Consider the following 19,180-nt stretch of genomic DNA (forward strand, 5'->3'; position numbering starts at 1 on the left):
TTCAACTGTCATCAGGCTCTAAAGCTATTATAGCCCAATCGCAGAGTGTTGACCAGTGAACTTTTACAATTCTGTCATATCTCCATCACTTGAATATGATGATACCAATCTCATAGCACTTAGGCTCTTAAAATGCCATGGTGTTTTGGATTAGCCGCAGGTAACTGCACCGTATATGTCAAAACACCATCGACAACGTGAATGCGAATGGCGGCAATGGATTCCAAATAAGCTAGGTATGCTTTAATGCTGCGTTCCGCGACATAATACTTAAATACATTTTTACCTAAACCATATTGAATCCCTATCGTGCGCATCAAAGCATCAAATGTAGACTCTGGCGATAAAAATTTCAGCACTTCACGATACTGCCGCTGGAAAAAAGCGCGATTGCGATCGCAAAGCCCAGATAATTCTTCCGGTAGATAAACATGTGCGCCATGTCCCACGGCAAAAAAACAACCTCTAATATTTCGTACCGCCTCAATGGATTCAAAATGCTTTTCAAGTTGCGTCACGACACCAACTTTTGCCGTTGCCAACCTCGTATCATCCAATAGTACATCACCAATAAAACAAACATGATCCGGTGTTATGACAACATGGTGGTTAGGCGTATGCCCTGGCATCGTCATCAATCGAAAAGTATGTCCTAAAATTTCAAGCGTCTCTTGACCGTTCAGCATTGTATCAACACGAAATCTTTCTTCGCCGTAAACCATCAATCCATCTATCGCCGTCGTCACAAAAGACATATAATACCGGCTGCTGTCTTCACAATAAAGATGGTCAATATAAGGCATGGCGATTTCGCATCCAAAATGTGCCTGTAATAAATAATTGCCGCCTACGTGATCGATATGTCCATGCGTATTCACAATATAGCGCACTGTAAGCGCCTGTTCTGTCAGCCATGCCAGCAATTGCCTGCTTTCACGCACGTGACCGGTATCAATGAGGATCACCTCATGATCTGATAAATAATACAGCCCTGCATTGGCATATTTCATTACCAGCAGGGCTGTTTTGGGCGTTAACGAAATCAAATGCATTCGAATCTGCCATCCTTCACTGTTTTGAAGCCATTATAGCATATTCACTGCAAATAAGCATTCTTTTATACGAATATCCGTGATTGCCGTACATGTGTCTTATCGTTTTTTAAAGTGTTTTTGCTTTCGATTCCGCATCGTTTGAAGCTGTTGTTTCTTTCTATTGAGAAATGCGATTTCACGCTGCAGTTTAAGATAGTGCGCATACCTTTCTTCCGTAAGTGCACCAGATTCAATAGCCGCTCTCACAGCACATCCTGGCTCGTTGCCGTGGGTACAATTGTTAAATCGACATTTCGCCGTTAACGCGCCAATATCATCAAATGTTTGGTCCAACGTCTCTTCATCTGCCCAAAGCTGTACTTCTCGAACACCAGGTGTATCAATAATTGCAAGACCATTCACGCCTTGTAAAAGCTGCGCAGCCGTCGTTGTATGCTTTCCCTTCGCGGTATGCAGCTGTGTTTCACCTGTCTTTTGAACCGACGCTGATAATAGTTTATTGGTCAGTGTTGACTTGCCGACGCCCGACGATCCAATGAGCACAATCGTATCGGTTGGTTCCAGCTCTGCTGAAAGCATTTCGAAGCCCTCACCCGTGACAGCGCTATAGCCAATGACCGGAATACCGAATGCGACAGCCTTCACTGCTTCTATCAGGGCTTCCGGCGTGGGACATAAGTCGCGCTTACTCATGACGATTATAGGCTTGGCACCACTGTTGTAGGCAAGCGTTATAAAGCGTTCAATGCGCTTCAAATTATAATTACCGTCCAAGCCTGTCACAATAATCGCTTTATCGACATTTGCTGCAATAACTTGTTCTTGGGTCGTACCCACGCCGCCTGCCATCTTTTTACCGCCTGTGTCTTTTTGCTTGCGAACAAAAACACTTCGCCTTGGCTTTACAGATTCGATTCGGCAATGACCGTCCACTAGGAAAATAGTAACCCAGTCACCAACTGCGGGGAAATCAATGTTGCCTACCGTTTCATACTTGAAACGACCCGAAAGCACTGCATCAAATACTTGATCAGAAGTCTGTACACGGTAGTGTCCTCTATTTTTATAGATGACTCTACCTTCCTGCAACGATGTCTCAGGAGCACTATAGCCTGCCCCGTTCTGAACCGTTTCACCGATATTGCCGTCAATTTTAATTGTCTCAAGTTCCTTCTTCTCAATTTCTCTTCTGTTCATATGTTCTTTATTGTTTATCATTTCGCCTCCATGCATGGGACGTATTTTGTCCCGATTAATTAAAAATAAAACACGATTCCCATCGTGCATCAAAAACCATGCTGAAAGGTTAATCCATCACTTGGCAATTGCCAAGGCATTATTTCGTTACGCCAAAATCACCATTTTAAATTTTGTCATAATAACATCACTCCTTTCAGCCTATACATGTCAGCTGCTTGCATTCGTGTATTACTGCGTCTTTCATATTCAATGGCCAAATATCGCTTGGCATTATAGCCATGCAGATACGTGCCAAATCATTAACATCGTTATTGTACGCTATTTGCCAAGTACTGTCAAGTTTCAATATTGACGGCAATTGACTCCCCATTAATATGATCGCATAAGGGGGCATTCAGCAAGTATTCCCTGTTATGGTTAAAGCGTAAAATTGGCAATCAATTGCTTTGTATAAGCATGTTTCGGCGCTGTAAAAAGTGTTTCCTTATCGGACAGTTCAACCATCTCGCCATCTTTCATAACCGCGATGCGGTTACACATATGTTTAATCACGTTTAGATCGTGGCTGATAATAATGTATGTCAAATCCTGCTGTGCGTGCAGCTTCATCAGCAGATTAATGATTTGTCCCTGTACCGATACATCAAGTGCCGATACGGGCTCATCGAGCAACAGGAGTTTCGGTTCAACCGCTAGCGCCCTCGCAATGCAAACGCGCTGCAGCTGCCCGCCGCTAAACTGATTGATCTTCTTTATTTTGTCAACAGGCGACATCCCCACTGAAGACAACAGGGCTTCAATACGCTCATCCTGTTCTGACTTGGTGAGTTTATGATGCCGTTTGATAGCCGTGCGCAAAATTTTTTCCACAGATGAAAGCGGGTCAAACACTTCATTAGATTGCTGCATGACAATCTGAACATCTTTGCGAAAAGGCATGCCAATGCCGTCAAAGATCAGTTCACCTGCTGTCGGTGCTTGCAGTTTTAAAATCATTTCACCGAGCGTCGTTTTACCTGAACCCGATTCACCAATAATGCCCAATATATCGCCTCGGTAAACCGTCATGCTGACGTCCTTAACCGCATCAATGAGATGACCGCGCTTAAGCAAATTTGGCTTTACAAAAAATTGTTTTCTGAGATGGTTAATCAATAAAATGCGTTCATGCATGGGCTAATCCTCCGTCATTTGCATCCAGATACGGGTGACAGCATCGATAGCGCTCACCCCGATAAGTCTCCATAATCGGAACCATCGCTTCACAGCTTATCGTTTTGCGTTCACAGCGTTCAGCAAATGGACAGGCTTCTTTAAAATTTAAAGGGTTCAGCGGATAGCCAGAAAGCTCATAAAGCGTTGACGACATGTCTTTCAGCGATTCAGCACAGGTGATGAGCCCGCGTGTATACGGGTGCACTGATGCTTTCATCAGCGCCTGTGTATCCCCTTCATTCATGACAAGCCCGCCATACATCACCACAACGCGCTGTGTTATATGGTGAATAACGTCAAAATCATGCGTTACAATAATCATAGCAGTCCCATATTTTTCATTGATTTGCTTAAGCAATTTCATCATTTTCAGTTTCAATGTCGCATCAATTGCACTGGTTGGTTCATCGGCAATAATCACTTTGGGCTGTGCAACGAGCGCAAGCGCAAGTGCGATACGCTGTCCTTGTCCCCCGCTGAGTTGATAAGGATATTGTTTTAGCAATGTCGTTTGATTTTCAATACCGACATCTGACAACAATTGTTTTACATAGGATGCATCATAAGGTTTGCCCAGTACTTTGAACTGCTCTTTAAAATGGTACTGTATCGTTTTGCGCTGTGACAGCGACTGCTTAGGATTCTGAAAAATATAAGCAATCGATCTGCCAAGAATCTGATACCGCTTCTTTATTGGCAGCTCCAGCATAGATTCCCCTTCATAAAGCAATGTACCACTATCGACGCGATAAGAATCATAATCCATTAACCCAAGCATGGTCTTCAAAAGGACTGACTTTCCGCTGCCCGACTCTCCTATGATGCCTAAAACCTCACCTTTTGCAAGCTTCAAGTCAATGCCGCGGATAACTTCGAGATACTTATCTGAAATTTTTAGCGATACGCGATATGCTTTTAATGCAAGTAACGCTTCTGCCATGTTTTTATCTCCCTCTTGGTATAAGATTAATCACCTTATAAGATTCGACAACTTTCTATGCATCGTCAATACAGTTCGAATACGAGCGATTCAATCAGCAAGTTGCCAAAATCTTCAACGCTAATACCGTCATTTTTTGTTTCGGATGTCTGATAGTTAAGATAGACTGTTGGAATTCCCCATTTGTAATAAAATGGTTCTTTCGTGCGTCTCGCTAAAAAAGAATCTGGATGACCACTTATATTTTCGATGTTTTCGACAAGTAAGTTCGTAAAGTTAGCAGCGACCGGCTTGGCGTCTGATATGAGGTGTTTGTCGATGGTCACTTCACCATTTAATCCTTGTGAAAAATCGAGATGCGTCAAATCAAGGTAGCATTCGCTATTCTTAATCTGATAATAATACCGCTCCCAGTAAACGCCTTTCCCACCGTTATCCTCTAATTGACTGCCATCCCAGAAGATAAGGATAACACTCTTTGTCAATCGCCCTTCATTGGCTTTTAACGCTTGCAGGAAGTTCATAACGAAATTAAAACGCCGCGTTCCCTCTTCACTGTCTTCATAATTCAAATCAAATCCCAAAATCATCGCTTCCGGTTCATTGATATCGGGATTGCCTTGAATATAGCCGACGACGTTCGTGAGAACTGCCTCTTCCTGCTGACTCTTTACTGTCAAATGCATCCGTTCCTTCATCAGCGCCCGTTCATATTTTTTTGGCATACCGATGATCACACCGTCTTCAACACGTGTTCCGAGGCGTGAATACTGTGACGCTTCGTCTTCCAGTACGATAATCCCCAGTGCATTCGTCTCCTGCAAGACTTTCTCCGAGAAGTTCAGCCAATAAGCTTCATCATAGAGCTCCGGATTGATAATGACAAACTTATGGTTAATTTTAGCACGCTCCGTATTTGACAGGCTGGTTAAATCCGATTGTCGAGCATCGTAGACATAGCCTGTTCCCTCAAAAGATTGATACGTATAAGGTACAATCCCTTCAATCACTGTATTGCCAATCTCTCCATCAATGGCCTCAATCCAATGATAGCGCAATGATTCATAGGGCTGGTCATAGGTTTCCAGTGCCGGAACGGGATCAATCCCGAGTGTGGTCAGTCGGTTTACAAGATACGTTCTATGAGATTCATTACCGGGCAGTGCCGCTTCCTGATCAAAGGCGACACTTGGTATACGCGACATCGAAAAATCATGATACGCTGCCCCCGACGTAACCATCGGCATTGTAATCACCGCAATTAACACGAGAAACACAATCGCACCGACCGTCGTCTCACGCTTCGAAAACTGAAGCACTTTCATTTGCTTAAGTTTTCGGCGAATCCCTTCACCCAGTAAATTGAAGCCCAATACGACGAAGAAAAAAGCCGCTGCACTGGAAAAAACAATCCACGGTGCACTGCGGATCGTATTTTTGGCAGCACCGAGCATACTTGACCACTCTGGTTCATAACTCGTCGCCTTGCCGACCAACACCCCCTGATCTGTTGAAGCGACAATGCGCAAATTGCCAATATAGACGTTAAATATCCCAAGCTGCATCAGTACAGTCAGTACACGTGCAATTTCCATAAAGAACATCACAGTCATTTCCGGCAGCAAATGCGGCAGAATATTGCTGAAAATAATCTGAAGAGGGTGTCTGCCAATGGCTATTTCGCTTTTAATAAAATCCTTTTGCCGAATGCGTATAACGCGATCACGGACAACTTCGCCGGTTCTCGCCCACTCTACAAGTGTTAAAACAACAATAAACACCATCGTTGACGCCGATTTTGAAAATGTTTTAAAATAGGGAATACTCAGCACGAGAATACAAAGCAGTACCGGGGGAATGCCGTTAAAGACATTATTGAATTGTTCAATGACAACTTTTGACGCCGTTCGCTCATAACCGGCACCGATCCCAAAGATTAGTGCGAACAAAAATCGCAAGAGCGTTACGGATAAAGCAACGGACAATGTCAGTCGCGTGCCATAGAGAATAAAGCTTAAGACATCTCTGCCGGAATCATCCGTTCCAAGCACATAATCTTCATCCGGTTCAAAAGGTGCCGTCCGAAACACAAAGGCTCCCGACGAATCTGTATAACTGTCCAGTGTGTTCGTCGTATAGGGATTCTTATCTGTCAATACCCATGGAAAAAGCATGATGATAAAGGTAACGAACAACATGAGTATACCCGCGATCATGAAGCCATTTGTATACTTTTTAATCACGATTGCCTCCTCATCGGGTCAAACCAGTTATTAAGTATTCTAAAGAATGTATTTGCAGCAATAAACATCAGCCCCAAGATAACAGAAATAAGCAGTACATACGTTGGATCATAGCGGTTGATAATCAAATAGGCCCCCACGCCGACACAGGCATAAAGGTATTCAACCACCAGTAGATTCACCATAATCAGTCTCAATATTGAAGCCATGGATGTCAATAAATACGTAATGAGCATTGGCAGGACGTGATGCCACAAAATGCGCTTTCGAGGCACGCCTCTAGCAATTTCACCCATGATAAATGGTTCTGCCATCAGGCGCTCTGTTTCCATTTGAATGATGCGAATGATATAAATCATCGGGACAACACACATTACAATAATCGGCATCACGGTCATCCGCATCGTTTCAGGTGTAAAGGGACCAAGCCATCCGTGTTTGACGAGTACAATAATGGTATAAATACCAAGAAGACTAATGAGAACATCCGGTATTGCATAAAGGATGAGCACGACGAGATCGCCGAATGTTCGCTTTTTAAGCCCCCTGTGCATACCGATGAGCAGACCTGCAACACCTGATATGGTCACCGTTGCCAAAAAACGTTTTAGTGTCTCCAAAAAGCCAACATATAATGCAGTTTTAAGTGCCGGCGTCAAGTATGAAGCTGAATTTCCCACCAACTGCATCACATAGTAAATCATGCGTCTGATGTGCAGTGAAAAAACATAATTCGTATACTGTCCGCCATAATCTGCTTTAGTAATATCGTTTGGCACCAATAAAATAAACAGCATCAAAATCAGCATGATGACTGTTGGCACGATGATGATCAGTGCTTTGAGCAGCAGCTGATAAAGGGTTGAACGGTACATTCTTACGAGGATCCCTGTCGTCATATGTTTGCCCACGCTAACAATCGCCGCCAATCCAATAGTCAGCCAGAGTAAAAACACAATCACTCTAAGCTGATAAGGCATGTAATTGAGATCTCTCGGCTTAAAATAAGCTTGACTTAACAGCCCTTTCAGCGCATCAACACCGCGCTGATATGCATCTATATCCATCATATCAATACGGTCTTGCGCCATAATATGCGACATGGTACTCATATTGATGTTCTGCGTTAAGATAATAGATGGAACAGACTGATTTAATAAGTAACTGCTGCCATCTGTATTGAGAATATCGGTCTCCCCCAATACAACATCGGAGGTTTCAAGATATTGGCTCACTTTACTCGCCAGTATTGCCGAAAACTTATTGCCGTTATTATTGGCACTGCGATATCCGATATTGACATCGGAACTCCCGGCAAAACCCATGACCCCAATTTCAATAAATTCACTACCTTCGGGCATTTGTTTCAATAAGTTTGCAACGCCTGCGTCACTGCTTGAGCCCCCGTCAACAAAAGCAAAATACACATCACCGGCTGGTTTCTGAGCAATCTCAGCTGCATACTTAATCATTTCAGAAAGTGCCGATACACCTGTCAGACGTTGCATGACATTTTGATAACGGTCACCTAGATAGTAACCAATGCTATCATAATATGTGTAAAAGACGATTGGGCGTCCATGCCCTGTTCCTTTGATTTTGCCGACAATATTATGCCCCGTTAAAACGGGATAAGCATCGCCAACCTTTAACGTTACATTTGAAATACGGCCTGATACGGGACCGCTTTTTGCCGTACCTTCTAAAGGCCTTTCGATCGCCATTGCCTTTAATGCGGCATAAGTTTCTTTCGTGATTTTTGCGAGGTACAGATCGTCAGCGCGTTTTTGACCAAAATAGGGATTAAAATACAGTTGCTCACGCTGCGGTGTATCCTCCATAATCATTAGTCCGCGAACGCCATTTTCTCTGGCATATGCAACGATTTCATCTGTTAGCTGATTGAATTTTGTCACGACAATTTTGCCGGACAAAAGCGCAGGCGTCGTACTATAAAAGCTGCTCTCTAAAAACAACATGTCGCCAGTATAATTAATGGCACCCGAATATTGATTATAATAAGTCTGATAATCAGACATAATTTCAAAATCCAGCGTTTCTGAATCTGTATGAATCATGAAAGTCGGCGCTTCATCATAACTGATTCCGATCATATCGAAGTCTTGAACATAATTCTCACCATCCGGCTTAAGACCCGAACTAGCCATGGTTTCAAGCAGTGCATTTTCAAATACTGCGTGTCCTTCAGTTCCTACCTGGCGTGTTGTTTTATCCGCATCAATCAATGCATAAATTGAAGGATGCCCACCTGTTTCAGTCACACGATCTTCGTGGCTAAACAACACCCATGCCAAAGACAGCGTTATGGTAATAAAGATGATGCTGTAAAGAGCCAAACGCTTTTGCCGCATGTTCAAACCTCACTTTTAATAAGCATTCACAATCATTTGCCGTATAAAATTCTTTATACAGCTTATTTTACGGTTTTTTAATAGAAAAATCTAGTAATTATAAAGTTTTTATAGCATTTTACAATGAAACTTGCTTTTCCGCTATACATTCCATTAAGATAGAAGATGATAGTTTGACAATCAAAGTAAATTGAGGAGGCTCAATGAAACTTCCATCTTTAAAAATCGGTGATCTCACCGTTAAATACCCCATCGTCCTCGGTGCCATGGGCGTTGGCGTCACAAGATCGTCACTTGCTTCCGCAGTGACAAACGCCGGAGGACTCGGCGTCATTTCAGGTGTTAATCTTGGCTTTTCAGAACCTGATTTTCTTGAAAATATGCTTGAAGCTAATCTGCGCGCTCTAAGGCGTGAAATTAGACGCGCAAAAGAACTGACAAAGGACGGCATTGTCGGTATCAATTTTATGGTCGCTATGAACACTTATGCAGAACACGTCGTCGAAGCCGTCAAAGAAGGCATTGATTTTATCGCCTCGGGCGCCGGACTGCCAACAGAACTTCCAGCACTGGTAAAGGGGACAAAGACAAAAATAGCACCAATCATTTCTTCTTCAAAAGCAGCAGGACTCATTACAAAACTTTGGGATCGCAATTACAATGTCATTCCCGATGCCATTATTTTAGAGGGCATTAAGGCCGGCGGTCATTTGGGCTTTAAACCCAAAGAGCTGTTAGAACCTCAGTATGACATGGTTCAAACACTCCATGATATCAAAGAGGTTTTAAAACCTTTTGAAGCGAAATACAACCGTAAAATACCGATTATCGTCGCAGGCGGCATCTTTGACAGCAATGATATGAAAGCTGTTTTTCAAGCCGGCGGCGATGGCGTTCAAATGGCAACGCGTTTTGTCGCAACAGATGAATGCGATGCACACCAGCACTTTAAAGATGCCTATATTCAAGCGCAGAAAGAAGATGTCCAAATCATTATCAGTCCTGTCGGCCTTCCCGGAAGGGCCATTGGCAATCCCTTTATAGATGCCGTTGCTTCAGGCAGCAGACCACCGATTAAACGGTGCATCAATTGCTTGAAAACCTGTGATATCAAAACAACACCTTATTGTATTTCGCAAGCTTTAGTCAATGCCGTCAACGGCAATGTTGATGAAGGGCTTATCTTCTCCGGAGAAAACGTCTACAAAGTAGATCGCATGTCTACAGTGCCGGAGATTTTCGAAGAACTCGTTTCTGCATTCGAACGTCCTTAATGCAATCGTCAAAAAACAAAAAACAAAAAGGCTATCCCAATGCTCATTATGCACATTGTGATAGCTTTTTTATTGGGACATACATGTGCATCTCCATATGCATCGCCCTGTGACGTTTCGTAATAAGAAAACTTTGCAAGGAGAAACTTCTAAGCAAAAGACTGTGGTGATTCAATCTGAGACTATTTAATTTTTCTCGTACTCTCCCGTATCCGCAGCACCGTTGGTATAATGACCTTTTTAGGGATCACGCGCTTTTTATTAAGGCGTTCCAGCAAAAGTTCAACGGCCGTTTCACCCATGAATTCCTTATAAACGCCCACGGTCGTAAGCGGCGGTGATGTATACTTCGATGTGGGAATATCATTAAAACCAATGATACTCACTTCTTCCGGCACCGCAATACCCGCCTCATGTAAAGCCCGCAGTGCGCCTATCGCCATGGAATCACTGGCAATCAAATAGGCCGTGGGACGATTCGTTTCCTCCGAAAGTGCATCTTTCATCAATCGATAACCTGATTCTGCAACGAATGTGCCAATGTGAATGCACGTTTCATCCAGTTGTCCTGCATCAGCCATATAATGCCTGAATACCGCCTCTCGACGTTCGCCCAATACAATCCGTTCTTTACCGATATACTCTCGACCACCCATGTAGCCAATATGCTGATGCCCATTTTTCATTAAATAATCCAGCGCTTCGACGATCGCGCGTTCAAAATCAATAACCACACTGTCATAAAGTGCCTCTTCAGGTGAAGAATCTACAAAAACCATATGCTTGCAGACTTCCTCAAACCGCTTAATCTGTGAATTCGTGAACTTGCCTATGGCGATGAAACCGTCAATATTGCCAAGGGATCTGAAATCGAACGCATCCGGTTTAAAGATCTTAATCATCTCAATACCATTTTCATAACACAATCGCTCAATACCAAGCCGAATGGACATAAAGTAAGGATCATCAAGCTCCTGTGACATTGAATACCAGTGAATAAGCCCAATCTTTAAAGCTTTTCTCGATCGCTTACTGCGTCTTTTTCTCGGCGGCGTATAAGCGAGTGCCTCGGCGATCTCAAAGATGAGCTGCCGCTTTTCTTCCGAAACCGACAGTGTCTCATCATAATTGAGTACCCTAGATACCGTTGCAGAGGATACCCCGGCTTTTGCTGCAATCTCTTTTATTGTCGCCATTTAAAACTCCTTTCATCTATCGAAATTTTAGTAAATATTTTTACATTTCATATTTCTATTGTAATGTTTTTTTACTAAAATGTCTCATAAATCTCTAAATTTCAATGTCTTCGAAATGAAAATATTGCAGCGGCATTCGCCATTTCATAAAATCCTCATTACACGCCAACAAAGTTTTACCCAGTTTTACGGTGAAGTTCCTTCAATTATTTAATCAATTGCGCCATGTAAATGTCTATTGCCTATGTTTTTATGTATACAAATAAAAACAAGGACAAATTTAAGCTTAAATTTATCCTTGTATATTCTCTTTTCGGCAAACACCTTCACGTGTATGAAAAACATTTTAAATAACGACATCGTTCATGTTCGCCTTGTCAACAACATCCGATTTCATTTTCGAATACGTTATCAAACGAGAGGGCATTTTTTAAACTTAGGATTAATTTACAAATCCAGACAATTTCATTATAATAGAGTCAATCAATGAATACAAATACGATATTATACTTCGTTTTAATTGCATGCAGCGGCACGCCGATTCGCTGCTGGAGGTGAACTATGGACAAAATCAAACAACTCGCCGCATGGATTGAAGAATCACACTCAACCGTTTTTTTCGGAGGTGCCGGCACATCAACCGAAAGTAATGTCCCTGATTTCCGGTCGGAAGACGGTCTCTACAAAATCGATTTTCAAGGCATTCGACCAGAAGAGGTCTTAAGTCGCGACTTTTACTTCGATCATACGGATCTCTTTTACAAATTTCTCAAAACCTATCTCCTCAAATCGGATATTCAGCCTCACAAAGGACATCATGCGCTGGTATCTTTAGAACGCGAAGGGATGCTTGATGCTATTATTACCCAAAATATCGACGGTCTCCACCAAATGGCCGGATCTAAAAATGTTTTCGAATTACATGGCACACTTGCTAAATACCATTGCATTAATTGCCGCACGCCCTATACTGCCACTATTTTATCCGAACAGTCATCATTAGTGCCAACATGCCCCAAATGCGGTGGAAACTTAAAACCAGACGTTGTCCTCTATCAGGAAGGTCTTGATGATCATGTCGTCAGTGGTGCCATCAAGGCCATTGCCGGTGCCGATTTGCTCATCGTCTGCGGCACATCTCTGGTCGTCTATCCTGCCGCTGGATTTTTGCAGTACTACAGAGGCAAACGCCTTGTGCTGATCAATCGTGATGAAACACCTTATGATGGCAGAGCCGACCTCGTTATTCGTGCACCCTTTGGCGAGGTTTTTGGTAGTCTCGTACGCCGTACCACGTGATCATCAATGCTTCACACGATCAATTATTGTTTCAGCAATCGTCCCATTTTATCAAGAATGCTCTGCTGGTCAATACCGTCTTTAGGATAGGTAACAAATGTATTCATCAATGCAAACCCCTTTAAGTTTGCATTGTTTTCCTGCATGGTCGCAAAGAGCATCTTTAATTTACCGTCGACAATTTCAGTCTCATTAATACCGCAAAAAGGAAAAAAACTGACGAAACCACGCGGTCCATACTGGATCAGCAGATCGGTATCCCAATAATGCTGGCGAATGCGATTGATAATCCGTGAGCCTTCTTCATAATTGAGATCCTTATCAGTGATGTTTTCACCAATGGGCTGAATTACGCTGAGACCAATACTCAGCTCGTATCTACCCTTTTGCGCCTTTCTGAGCTCTCCCGACAAGTAAGTGTTTAAGTCAAAGACGATCTGGTTCAGATAGACTTCTTCCGTCTTAGCACTTTCGCCAGCCTGCAAATTTTTCATAACCCTTTCAACAAAGACATCATCATCACTGGACTTCAGAATATAATCCTTAGCGCCCAGTTTTAAGCCGCTCACCAGTGTCGCGCGCGTTACAGATGAAGTATAGATTATGAGTGGTGTAAACGGATGGTTTGCCATATAATTTTCAAGCCACTTGGAAACGCCGTCAGAATCAAAATTGACATCTGCTAAAATCAGATCAAACCGCGAACCGTTTTCGTTTGACAAATAATTCAGTTGTGCCTGTGAGCCAGCTTCAATCACATCAATCTTAAAGGTTTTTAAGATTCGAATCACTTTTGACCTAATATATTGCGCCTCATCATATACCAACACCCTAAACACGTACAGCCCCCTAAAAATCCCATTTGACGTCGTAAAGCCACATCAGTCACTGTCATTCACACCGCTAGGCGCTCTATTGACACCTTAATTCTTAATGAGCGGTTTCTCATTTATATACCCATTTTAAGCGGCCAGCCATACATAAAATTTAACGTTTGGATCGCTGCACCACTGGCGCCTTTTCCCAAGTTATCGAGTTTAATAGTAAAGAGGAACTGCGTTTCATTGCCGTGAACATCTATTTCGAATCGATTGCCAAAGTCAATTGTCTCAGCATTTAAAACGCCGGTATCGTTTAAACCAATTTTTGCAAACTCGCAGTTTTTATAATACGCTTGGTAAATTGCCAGCAGCGCCTCGCGATCTGCCTTTTTTTTCAGCTCTTCACCCTCTAATGGCATACTTAAGACAATACCACGCTTATAGGCACCCACAACAGGCATAAACATTGGTTTGCGTTTTAGCCCCAAGTGCTTCATCATCTCTGGGATATGCTTATGATTCAGTGTCATTGCATAATGCCTTGGCGGCAGCGTATTGCCGGATTCAAATTCATTAATCATTGATTTCCCGCCGCCGGAATACCCTGTAATCGAATAGAGTTTCAGCACACTTTCCGAATCGAGAACCCCCGCTTCAATCAAGGGTTTAATCAGTAAAATTGCAGCCGTTGCATGACATCCCGGATTGGCAATGCGCTTTGATGTTTTCAACACTTCAGCCTGCACCGCTGATAATTCTTGTAAGCCGTAGCACCACGCATCATCCGTTCGATAAGCAGTACTGGTATCAATGACGACCACTTGATTGTTTTCAATCATCGACACCGCTTCCCGGCTCCCCACATCCGGAAGACACAAAATAGCAATGTCACAGTCATTTAGCATCTTTTTTCGCACAGACGGGTCATGTCGCTGTTCATACGGCATTTCAACAAGTGTTAAATGCGGATGTCTTTCAATATACTTTTGAATTTCTAGTCCTGTTGTACCATGTTGACCATCAACATAAACGCGTTTTATCATATTGTTCACCTCGAATGCATTTTTATTCGTTATTATGTAATATTATACTAAAAATGACGTTGGGTTTCAACGTCATTTTCGCAGGCGGCATCAATTGCCGTTATTTGTTCTTAAGAAATCCCGGTGTTTTTTGAACCATTCTCAGAACACTCCATTCACGGGTATATATTGCCACTTGATCAATCGGTATCCACTTGAGCTGTTTAGATTCACGATTGACTGTCGTTTTGGCCTTTGAATCTGCCATAAACATAAAGCGGATATCATAATGGATATGTGACGGCGTCATACGATAAGTCGGAATTTCATGAACGTCAAGATCAAAAATCGCATCGCTCACCAATTGGATATCAGTCAGCCCTGATTCTTCTAATGCCTCACGACGGGCGGCCTCAATAATCGTCTCACCGATTTCCGTATGCCCACCAAGCTGCAACCAACGATTGAGCTTATAATGATGGGTCAGCAGTACCTCGGTGCCCGCCGAATTAATCAGCCACGCAGAAGCAGTGATATGTCCCGCCAAATTCGTTTTGCCAAACGGCTGTTGTGTTTCTTTTAAAAATGTTATGATACGTTTTTTAGCAACTGCCTCATCATCATACGCCGGCAGATGGTTTTCAAGCATATTTATAAGCTCAACCCTATATGGTTCAGACGGTTGCATTCCTTCTGCACGATTGGTCTCTGCTGCTTTCAATAACGCGTTTGCGTCAGTTTCATACTTTTGCATCAATAGCCGCATTCCCTTTCAAATGGTTTTGTCATGATTGACTATCCTTTAACGCGCTTCTCATACAGCAGCATTAATAAGATGACAGACATGCTGTTGCAACAAATTCACAATGCTCATCCGGCACTTTGATGGGCGGCATTTCAGTTGTCACCCATTTGAGATCATGGCCCATTTCCGTTACGGAAGCTTCAAAATGATACATGGCAATGCCAATATCCAAATACTGCATATCAAAATTGAGTTTATTGCCGTAATTAGGTGTATGTGCCAAGAAAAAATGAACACAGTTCTTTTCGCGATCATAAACGAGGCGCCAAGGCTGCTTATTTGAAGCCGACGGCCCTCTTCGCACCATTTCAAAGACCATATCGTAAACACCGGCCGCTTCGTGACTGAGCGGCAAACTGAAATCATTTTGAAAAAAAAGCATTTCCCATGGTAATCGCGTATCAGACTGCGCCATCTTTCGCATTGTCGTTTCAATAAGGCGCTGACCGGGCTTTGCATAGCCAATTGGCGAAATCGCCGGGATCAGTTTGCTCGTGTGAATATCAAACTTCTCATAAAATAAGTTGCGCTTGAAAGTTCCGCCAAGCCAACAGCTTCCGATGTTTAAATGCTGCATAAAGATAATGAGTTTTTCAAACAGATAACCCAGATCAATCAGATGTTCACGGGTGTCTTTACATGCTGAAATAATATAGGCAGATGCATTCTTAACAACGCCGTAAGTCCCTATTTTTTCTCCTTTTGAGGTAATGTTGTTGCTAACTCTGGAATAATAAAATTCTGCTCTATTACCAAACGGCCCCATCTCGTAGTAAATATGATGCAGATACTGCTTGATTTCAGCGACGTGTTCCTGAGACAGCGCCTCTGCTGTAAAGGTTCTAACAGAGCGTCTGTTCTTAATCGCTTCGATTTTGGAAAATTGCATCCTGTGCCTCCTAGTTCATCGCCATTGCTAACCCCTTAAAGTCCAAACCAAATATCTATCTCTTTCTTTGCGCTGTCAGTTGAATCGGCCCCATGTACGAGATTCGCCGTAATATCCACGCCATAGTCGCCGCGTATCGTCCCCATTTCAGCGTCTAAAAACTTTGTTGCACCATTGATTTTTCGAACCTGCGCAACAGCATTTGGCCCCGTAATCGTCATGACGACGACGTCGCCTGACATCATAAAAGCCAGTAAATTTTCAAAAAAAGATTTGCCTTCATGCTCGGCATAGTGTTTTACCAGCGTGTCTCGTGAAGGCGTCAGCATCATCATCTTTGTTATTGTCAGCTGTTTTGCCTCATAGCGTTTGATGATTTCACCGATTAACCCTCGTTTTACAGCATCCGGCTTGATAATGACGAGCGTTTTTTCCAACTGTGCCATTTAAACCTCCTCTATCGGATGATATATAAAAGTTTCTGGTGCTAAATTATTCGCTGATTTCTGATACGTGCGCTGTCTGTTTGGATTATCTGCAAGTGTCGCCATCAGGCTGCTGAGTTCAGCCGTATGCAGATTGCTGTTGTCCATCTGACGCAATGATGCGACTGACTCGATGGTTATTGTTTCCGATTTTAATGTCAGCAGTTCAATATTGCGGATCTCTATTGCATCTGTCGCCTCGGACTTCAGACGCTTTATCTTAGTCTGCATTGTTTCATCCAATATTTCACCTAATGCCAACTTCGCGTGCAATACCATCGCTTCATGCCAGCGTCGAAGCCTTTTCACATAATATACCTGCTGATCATTCCGAACCATCTCAAACTGTCCACTGTAATAAGCGGTCAATAGTGTCGTCATCGCCGAAACTTCTTTGGCGATTTGGCGATAGATCATTTGTTTAGATAAATTCTCTGTCAGCTCATCCACTGTATCCAATGAAACACATACAAAAATACGCTGTAAAATTGCATCAAAATAGCGCATGCCCTCACGGTATTCAACCCAGTACATCCCTGCAACGGCAAGGGTAATCGTCGCACCGCCCCTGCCAATTTGACCATGTAATGCCATACTGAGACCAACTGCTAAAAATCCAAGGCTTATCAGCCCTTTTGTTATTTTCTTCGTCAATTCTTCACCCCTCAAATACGTCCCAATTGCTTGCCACGATCTTCACTGCGGCACCTCTCTCTATTATAACATTTTGTATACAGCATTTTGCAAAAATATGATTTCTGCGATTAGATTTCTGAAAAAAGGTTATAAGAGGAAATATAAAATGTATTGTTGGAGGCTATTTTATGAAAATATACACGAAGACAGGTGATAAGGGACAAACGAGCTTATACGATGGTCACCGCGTCCCGAAAAATGACATCCGTGTTGAAAGTTACGGAACAATTGATGAACTCAACGCCTCTATTGGTGTCGCGAGACAATACTGTCGCGATGCTTCTGTCAAAGAAGCGCTCTTCCGCATTCAGCGCCTTCTTTTTAACGTTGCCGGTATGCTGGCCACAAAGGATTCAAGCCAGTTTCCCGAGCCAATCACGGATGAAGATGTCCGCTGGCTCGAACAGACTATTGATTATTATCTCGATAAAATGAATCGCGATGAAGTCTTTCAATTCATTATTCCGGGCAGCAATTTCTTTAGCGCTTCCATGCACGTCTCAAGGACAATCTGCAGAAGAGCCGAGCGCAGAATGCTAACACTTGCGGAACAAGAACCCGTTCCGGAGGCACTCATGAAATTTATCAACAGACTTTCAGACACGCTTTACACGGTTGCTCGCTATAGTGAAACCGAACTCAACTTGGTAAATTTCAAAAAATAGAAAGATGTCAATCGCAATTACAGTAAAATTCAGCGAAACCTTTTGACACTTATTGACGATACGTCACAAGGAGGACTGTATGGATAAACTGAGAGGTCTTTTATTCGGCGCAATGATTGGTGATTCCTTTGCGTTGCCTGCACATTGGATTTATGATATAGGCCAAATACGAGAGGCATTTTCAGATTATACTGCATACAGGCCAACAGTCCGACATACTTTCCATCAAAATAAGCCGAAAGGTACTCAGACGCATTATGGCGATCAGGCACTTTTAATGCTAAGAAGTATTGCTTCTAGTGAAGGCTTTCAGCTTGAAACATACCGTCAGCATTGGCTGCATATGATGTCAAACTACGAAGGTTATCTCGACAAAGCGACAAAAGACAGTTTGCCGCTGCTAAAGTCCGGCCTCAAAACCGGTTCTGCTTCAGATGACCTTGGCGGTTTTGTCATGTGCGCCCCGCTGATTACATATCATTTCGACGACATAGCACTCTTTGACGATTTACATGATGCCATTCGCATGACGCATGATTCACCTGCTCTACTGTCAGCAGCTGATTTCATCACCTGCGTTCTCATGGAACTCGTCATCGGCAAAACGTTAGTCGAATCGCTCGATGAAATTGCTGCGGCACATGAAGACGGCGCCAAATGGCTGGCACTCGCACGCAAGCATCTGGGCGCCGCTACCACTGACAGCATTCGTACAATAGGTCAAAGCTGCGCCATGGCTTTTGCCCTGCCAAGCGCACTGGTTATCGTTTTAGAGTATCCTGACGATTTCATGGGCGCCATGCGCGCCAATGTGCTCGCAGGCGGCGATTCAGCAGCACGCGGTATGCTCATCGGCATGCTGCTCGGTGCGGCAATGGGTATCCAAGGCATTCCGAAACCGCTTATTGACGGGATCGCGTGCCGAGATTTACTCATGAGTTTTACTAAACACAACCGTGTTTAATGTATCTGCTTATGCCCCCGATACACCTTATGCAAACAC

The 19,180-nt window shown here is 43.1% G+C and carries 17 protein-coding genes; 4 read left to right on the forward strand and 13 right to left on the reverse strand.

Features of this window, described 5'->3' with window-relative positions; all coding sequences use genetic code 11:
- Window positions 1–119 precede the first annotated feature (119 nt).
- The 6 genes from KHM83_RS07245 to KHM83_RS07270 form a co-directional block, all read right to left on the reverse strand.
- Window positions 120–1,052: an MBL fold metallo-hydrolase gene (locus tag KHM83_RS07245; RefSeq protein WP_213236327.1), complete on the reverse strand. Its 933-nt coding sequence runs from the start codon at window positions 1,050–1,052 to the stop codon at window positions 120–122.
- A 99-nt stretch (window positions 1,053–1,151) separates the two neighbouring features.
- Window positions 1,152–2,273, reverse strand: a complete 1,122-nt coding sequence (gene rsgA, locus KHM83_RS07250; RefSeq protein WP_213236328.1) for a ribosome small subunit-dependent GTPase A — start codon at window positions 2,271–2,273, stop codon at window positions 1,152–1,154.
- A gap of 399 nt (window positions 2,274–2,672) precedes the next feature.
- Window positions 2,673–3,428: an ATP-binding cassette domain-containing protein gene (locus KHM83_RS07255; protein ID WP_213236329.1), complete on the reverse strand. Its 756-nt coding sequence runs from the start codon at window positions 3,426–3,428 to the stop codon at window positions 2,673–2,675.
- Window positions 3,421–4,410 (reverse strand): ABC transporter ATP-binding protein, encoded by a 990-nt coding sequence (locus KHM83_RS07260; RefSeq protein WP_213236330.1) that lies wholly within the window; start codon window positions 4,408–4,410, stop codon window positions 3,421–3,423. Before KHM83_RS07260 ends, KHM83_RS07255 begins: the two co-directional genes overlap by 8 nt.
- Window positions 4,411–4,475: 65 nt before the next feature.
- Entirely contained in the window at window positions 4,476–6,653 is a 2,178-nt protein-coding gene (locus KHM83_RS07265) for an ABC transporter permease (RefSeq protein ID WP_213236331.1), read from the reverse strand.
- Complete coding sequence (locus tag KHM83_RS07270) at window positions 6,650–9,025, reverse strand: ABC transporter permease subunit (protein WP_213236332.1); 2,376 nt, start codon at window positions 9,023–9,025, stop codon at window positions 6,650–6,652. The genes KHM83_RS07265 and KHM83_RS07270 overlap by 4 nt, the downstream gene beginning before the upstream one ends.
- A gap of 203 nt (window positions 9,026–9,228) precedes the next feature.
- Between KHM83_RS07270 and KHM83_RS07275 the strand changes: the two genes are divergently transcribed.
- Window positions 9,229–10,299 (forward strand): NAD(P)H-dependent flavin oxidoreductase, encoded by a 1,071-nt coding sequence (locus KHM83_RS07275; RefSeq protein WP_213236333.1) that lies wholly within the window; start codon window positions 9,229–9,231, stop codon window positions 10,297–10,299.
- Between the two features lie 182 nt (window positions 10,300–10,481).
- Here the strand turns inward: KHM83_RS07275 and KHM83_RS07280 are convergent, their stop codons facing one another.
- On the reverse strand, window positions 10,482–11,495 hold the full coding sequence (locus tag KHM83_RS07280; protein ID WP_213236334.1) for a LacI family DNA-binding transcriptional regulator: 1,014 nt from the start codon (window positions 11,493–11,495) through the stop codon (window positions 10,482–10,484).
- Between the two features lie 561 nt (window positions 11,496–12,056).
- Here KHM83_RS07280 and KHM83_RS07285 point away from each other — a divergent pair.
- Window positions 12,057–12,794 carry an NAD-dependent protein deacylase gene (locus KHM83_RS07285; RefSeq protein ID WP_213236335.1) on the forward strand — a complete coding sequence of 246 codons (738 nt, stop codon included), beginning with the start codon at window positions 12,057–12,059 and terminating at the stop codon, window positions 12,792–12,794.
- A 23-nt stretch (window positions 12,795–12,817) separates the two neighbouring features.
- Here KHM83_RS07285 and KHM83_RS07290 read toward each other — a convergent pair whose 3' ends face one another.
- The 6 genes from KHM83_RS07290 to KHM83_RS07315 all read right to left on the reverse strand — a co-directional run bounded on the left by KHM83_RS07290 (window position 12,818) and on the right by KHM83_RS07315 (window position 17,470).
- Window positions 12,818–13,633: a response regulator gene (locus KHM83_RS07290; RefSeq protein ID WP_213236336.1), complete on the reverse strand. Its 816-nt coding sequence runs from the start codon at window positions 13,631–13,633 to the stop codon at window positions 12,818–12,820.
- Window positions 13,634–13,743: 110 nt separating this feature from the next.
- Window positions 13,744–14,658, reverse strand: a complete 915-nt coding sequence (gene argC / locus KHM83_RS07295; RefSeq protein WP_213236337.1) for an N-acetyl-gamma-glutamyl-phosphate reductase — start codon at window positions 14,656–14,658, stop codon at window positions 13,744–13,746.
- A gap of 100 nt (window positions 14,659–14,758) precedes the next feature.
- A complete protein-coding gene (locus tag KHM83_RS07300; RefSeq protein ID WP_213236338.1) occupies window positions 14,759–15,391 on the reverse strand; it encodes an NUDIX hydrolase in 633 nt (210 codons plus the stop codon).
- Between the two features lie 73 nt (window positions 15,392–15,464).
- Window positions 15,465–16,331 (reverse strand): nitroreductase family protein, encoded by an 867-nt coding sequence (locus tag KHM83_RS07305; RefSeq protein WP_213236339.1) that lies wholly within the window; start codon window positions 16,329–16,331, stop codon window positions 15,465–15,467.
- A gap of 35 nt (window positions 16,332–16,366) precedes the next feature.
- Window positions 16,367–16,777: a nucleoside-diphosphate kinase gene (ndk, locus tag KHM83_RS07310; protein WP_281415033.1), complete on the reverse strand. Its 411-nt coding sequence runs from the start codon at window positions 16,775–16,777 to the stop codon at window positions 16,367–16,369.
- Entirely contained in the window at window positions 16,778–17,470 is a 693-nt protein-coding gene (locus KHM83_RS07315; RefSeq protein WP_213236340.1) for a hypothetical protein, read from the reverse strand.
- A gap of 170 nt (window positions 17,471–17,640) precedes the next feature.
- Here KHM83_RS07315 and KHM83_RS07320 point away from each other — a divergent pair, with 170 nt between their 5' ends.
- On the forward strand, window positions 17,641–18,177 hold the full coding sequence (locus KHM83_RS07320; protein WP_213236341.1) for a cob(I)yrinic acid a,c-diamide adenosyltransferase: 537 nt from the start codon (window positions 17,641–17,643) through the stop codon (window positions 18,175–18,177).
- A gap of 79 nt (window positions 18,178–18,256) precedes the next feature.
- Complete coding sequence (locus tag KHM83_RS07325) at window positions 18,257–19,141, forward strand: ADP-ribosylglycohydrolase family protein (protein WP_213236342.1); 885 nt, start codon at window positions 18,257–18,259, stop codon at window positions 19,139–19,141.
- Window positions 19,142–19,180: the final 39 nt, after the last annotated feature.

Origin of the sequence: Fusibacter paucivorans (assembly GCF_018390735.1) — a bacterium.
GTDB lineage: Bacteria > Bacillota > Clostridia > Peptostreptococcales > Acidaminobacteraceae > Fusibacter > Fusibacter paucivorans.

What these genes read in the sequence shown, in the direction of transcription:
- KHM83_RS07320 (WP_213236341.1), top strand. Translation starts at nt 17,641, where the DNA reads ATGAAAATATACACGAAGACAGGTGATAAGGGACAAACGAGCTTATAC.
- KHM83_RS07285 (WP_213236335.1), top strand. Translation starts at nt 12,057, where the DNA reads ATGGACAAAATCAAACAACTCGCCGCATGGATTGAAGAATCACACTCA.
- KHM83_RS07270 (WP_213236332.1), bottom strand. Translation starts at nt 9,025, where the DNA reads ATGCGGCAAAAGCGTTTGGCTCTTTACAGCATCATCTTTATTACCATA.
- rsgA (WP_213236328.1), bottom strand. Translation starts at nt 2,273, where the DNA reads ATGATAAACAATAAAGAACATATGAACAGAAGAGAAATTGAGAAGAAG.
- KHM83_RS07255 (WP_213236329.1), bottom strand. Translation starts at nt 3,428, where the DNA reads ATGCATGAACGCATTTTATTGATTAACCATCTCAGAAAACAATTTTTT.
- KHM83_RS07260 (WP_213236330.1), bottom strand. Translation starts at nt 4,410, where the DNA reads ATGGCAGAAGCGTTACTTGCATTAAAAGCATATCGCGTATCGCTAAAA.
- argC (WP_213236337.1), bottom strand. Translation starts at nt 14,658, where the DNA reads ATGATAAAACGCGTTTATGTTGATGGTCAACATGGTACAACAGGACTA.
- KHM83_RS07245 (WP_213236327.1), bottom strand. Translation starts at nt 1,052, where the DNA reads ATGCATTTGATTTCGTTAACGCCCAAAACAGCCCTGCTGGTAATGAAA.
- KHM83_RS07280 (WP_213236334.1), bottom strand. Translation starts at nt 11,495, where the DNA reads ATGGCGACAATAAAAGAGATTGCAGCAAAAGCCGGGGTATCCTCTGCA.
- KHM83_RS07300 (WP_213236338.1), bottom strand. Translation starts at nt 15,391, where the DNA reads ATGCAAAAGTATGAAACTGACGCAAACGCGTTATTGAAAGCAGCAGAG.
- KHM83_RS07325 (WP_213236342.1), top strand. Translation starts at nt 18,257, where the DNA reads ATGGATAAACTGAGAGGTCTTTTATTCGGCGCAATGATTGGTGATTCC.
- KHM83_RS07275 (WP_213236333.1), top strand. Translation starts at nt 9,229, where the DNA reads ATGAAACTTCCATCTTTAAAAATCGGTGATCTCACCGTTAAATACCCC.
- KHM83_RS07305 (WP_213236339.1), bottom strand. Translation starts at nt 16,331, where the DNA reads ATGCAATTTTCCAAAATCGAAGCGATTAAGAACAGACGCTCTGTTAGA.
- ndk (WP_281415033.1), bottom strand. Translation starts at nt 16,777, where the DNA reads ATGGCACAGTTGGAAAAAACGCTCGTCATTATCAAGCCGGATGCTGTA.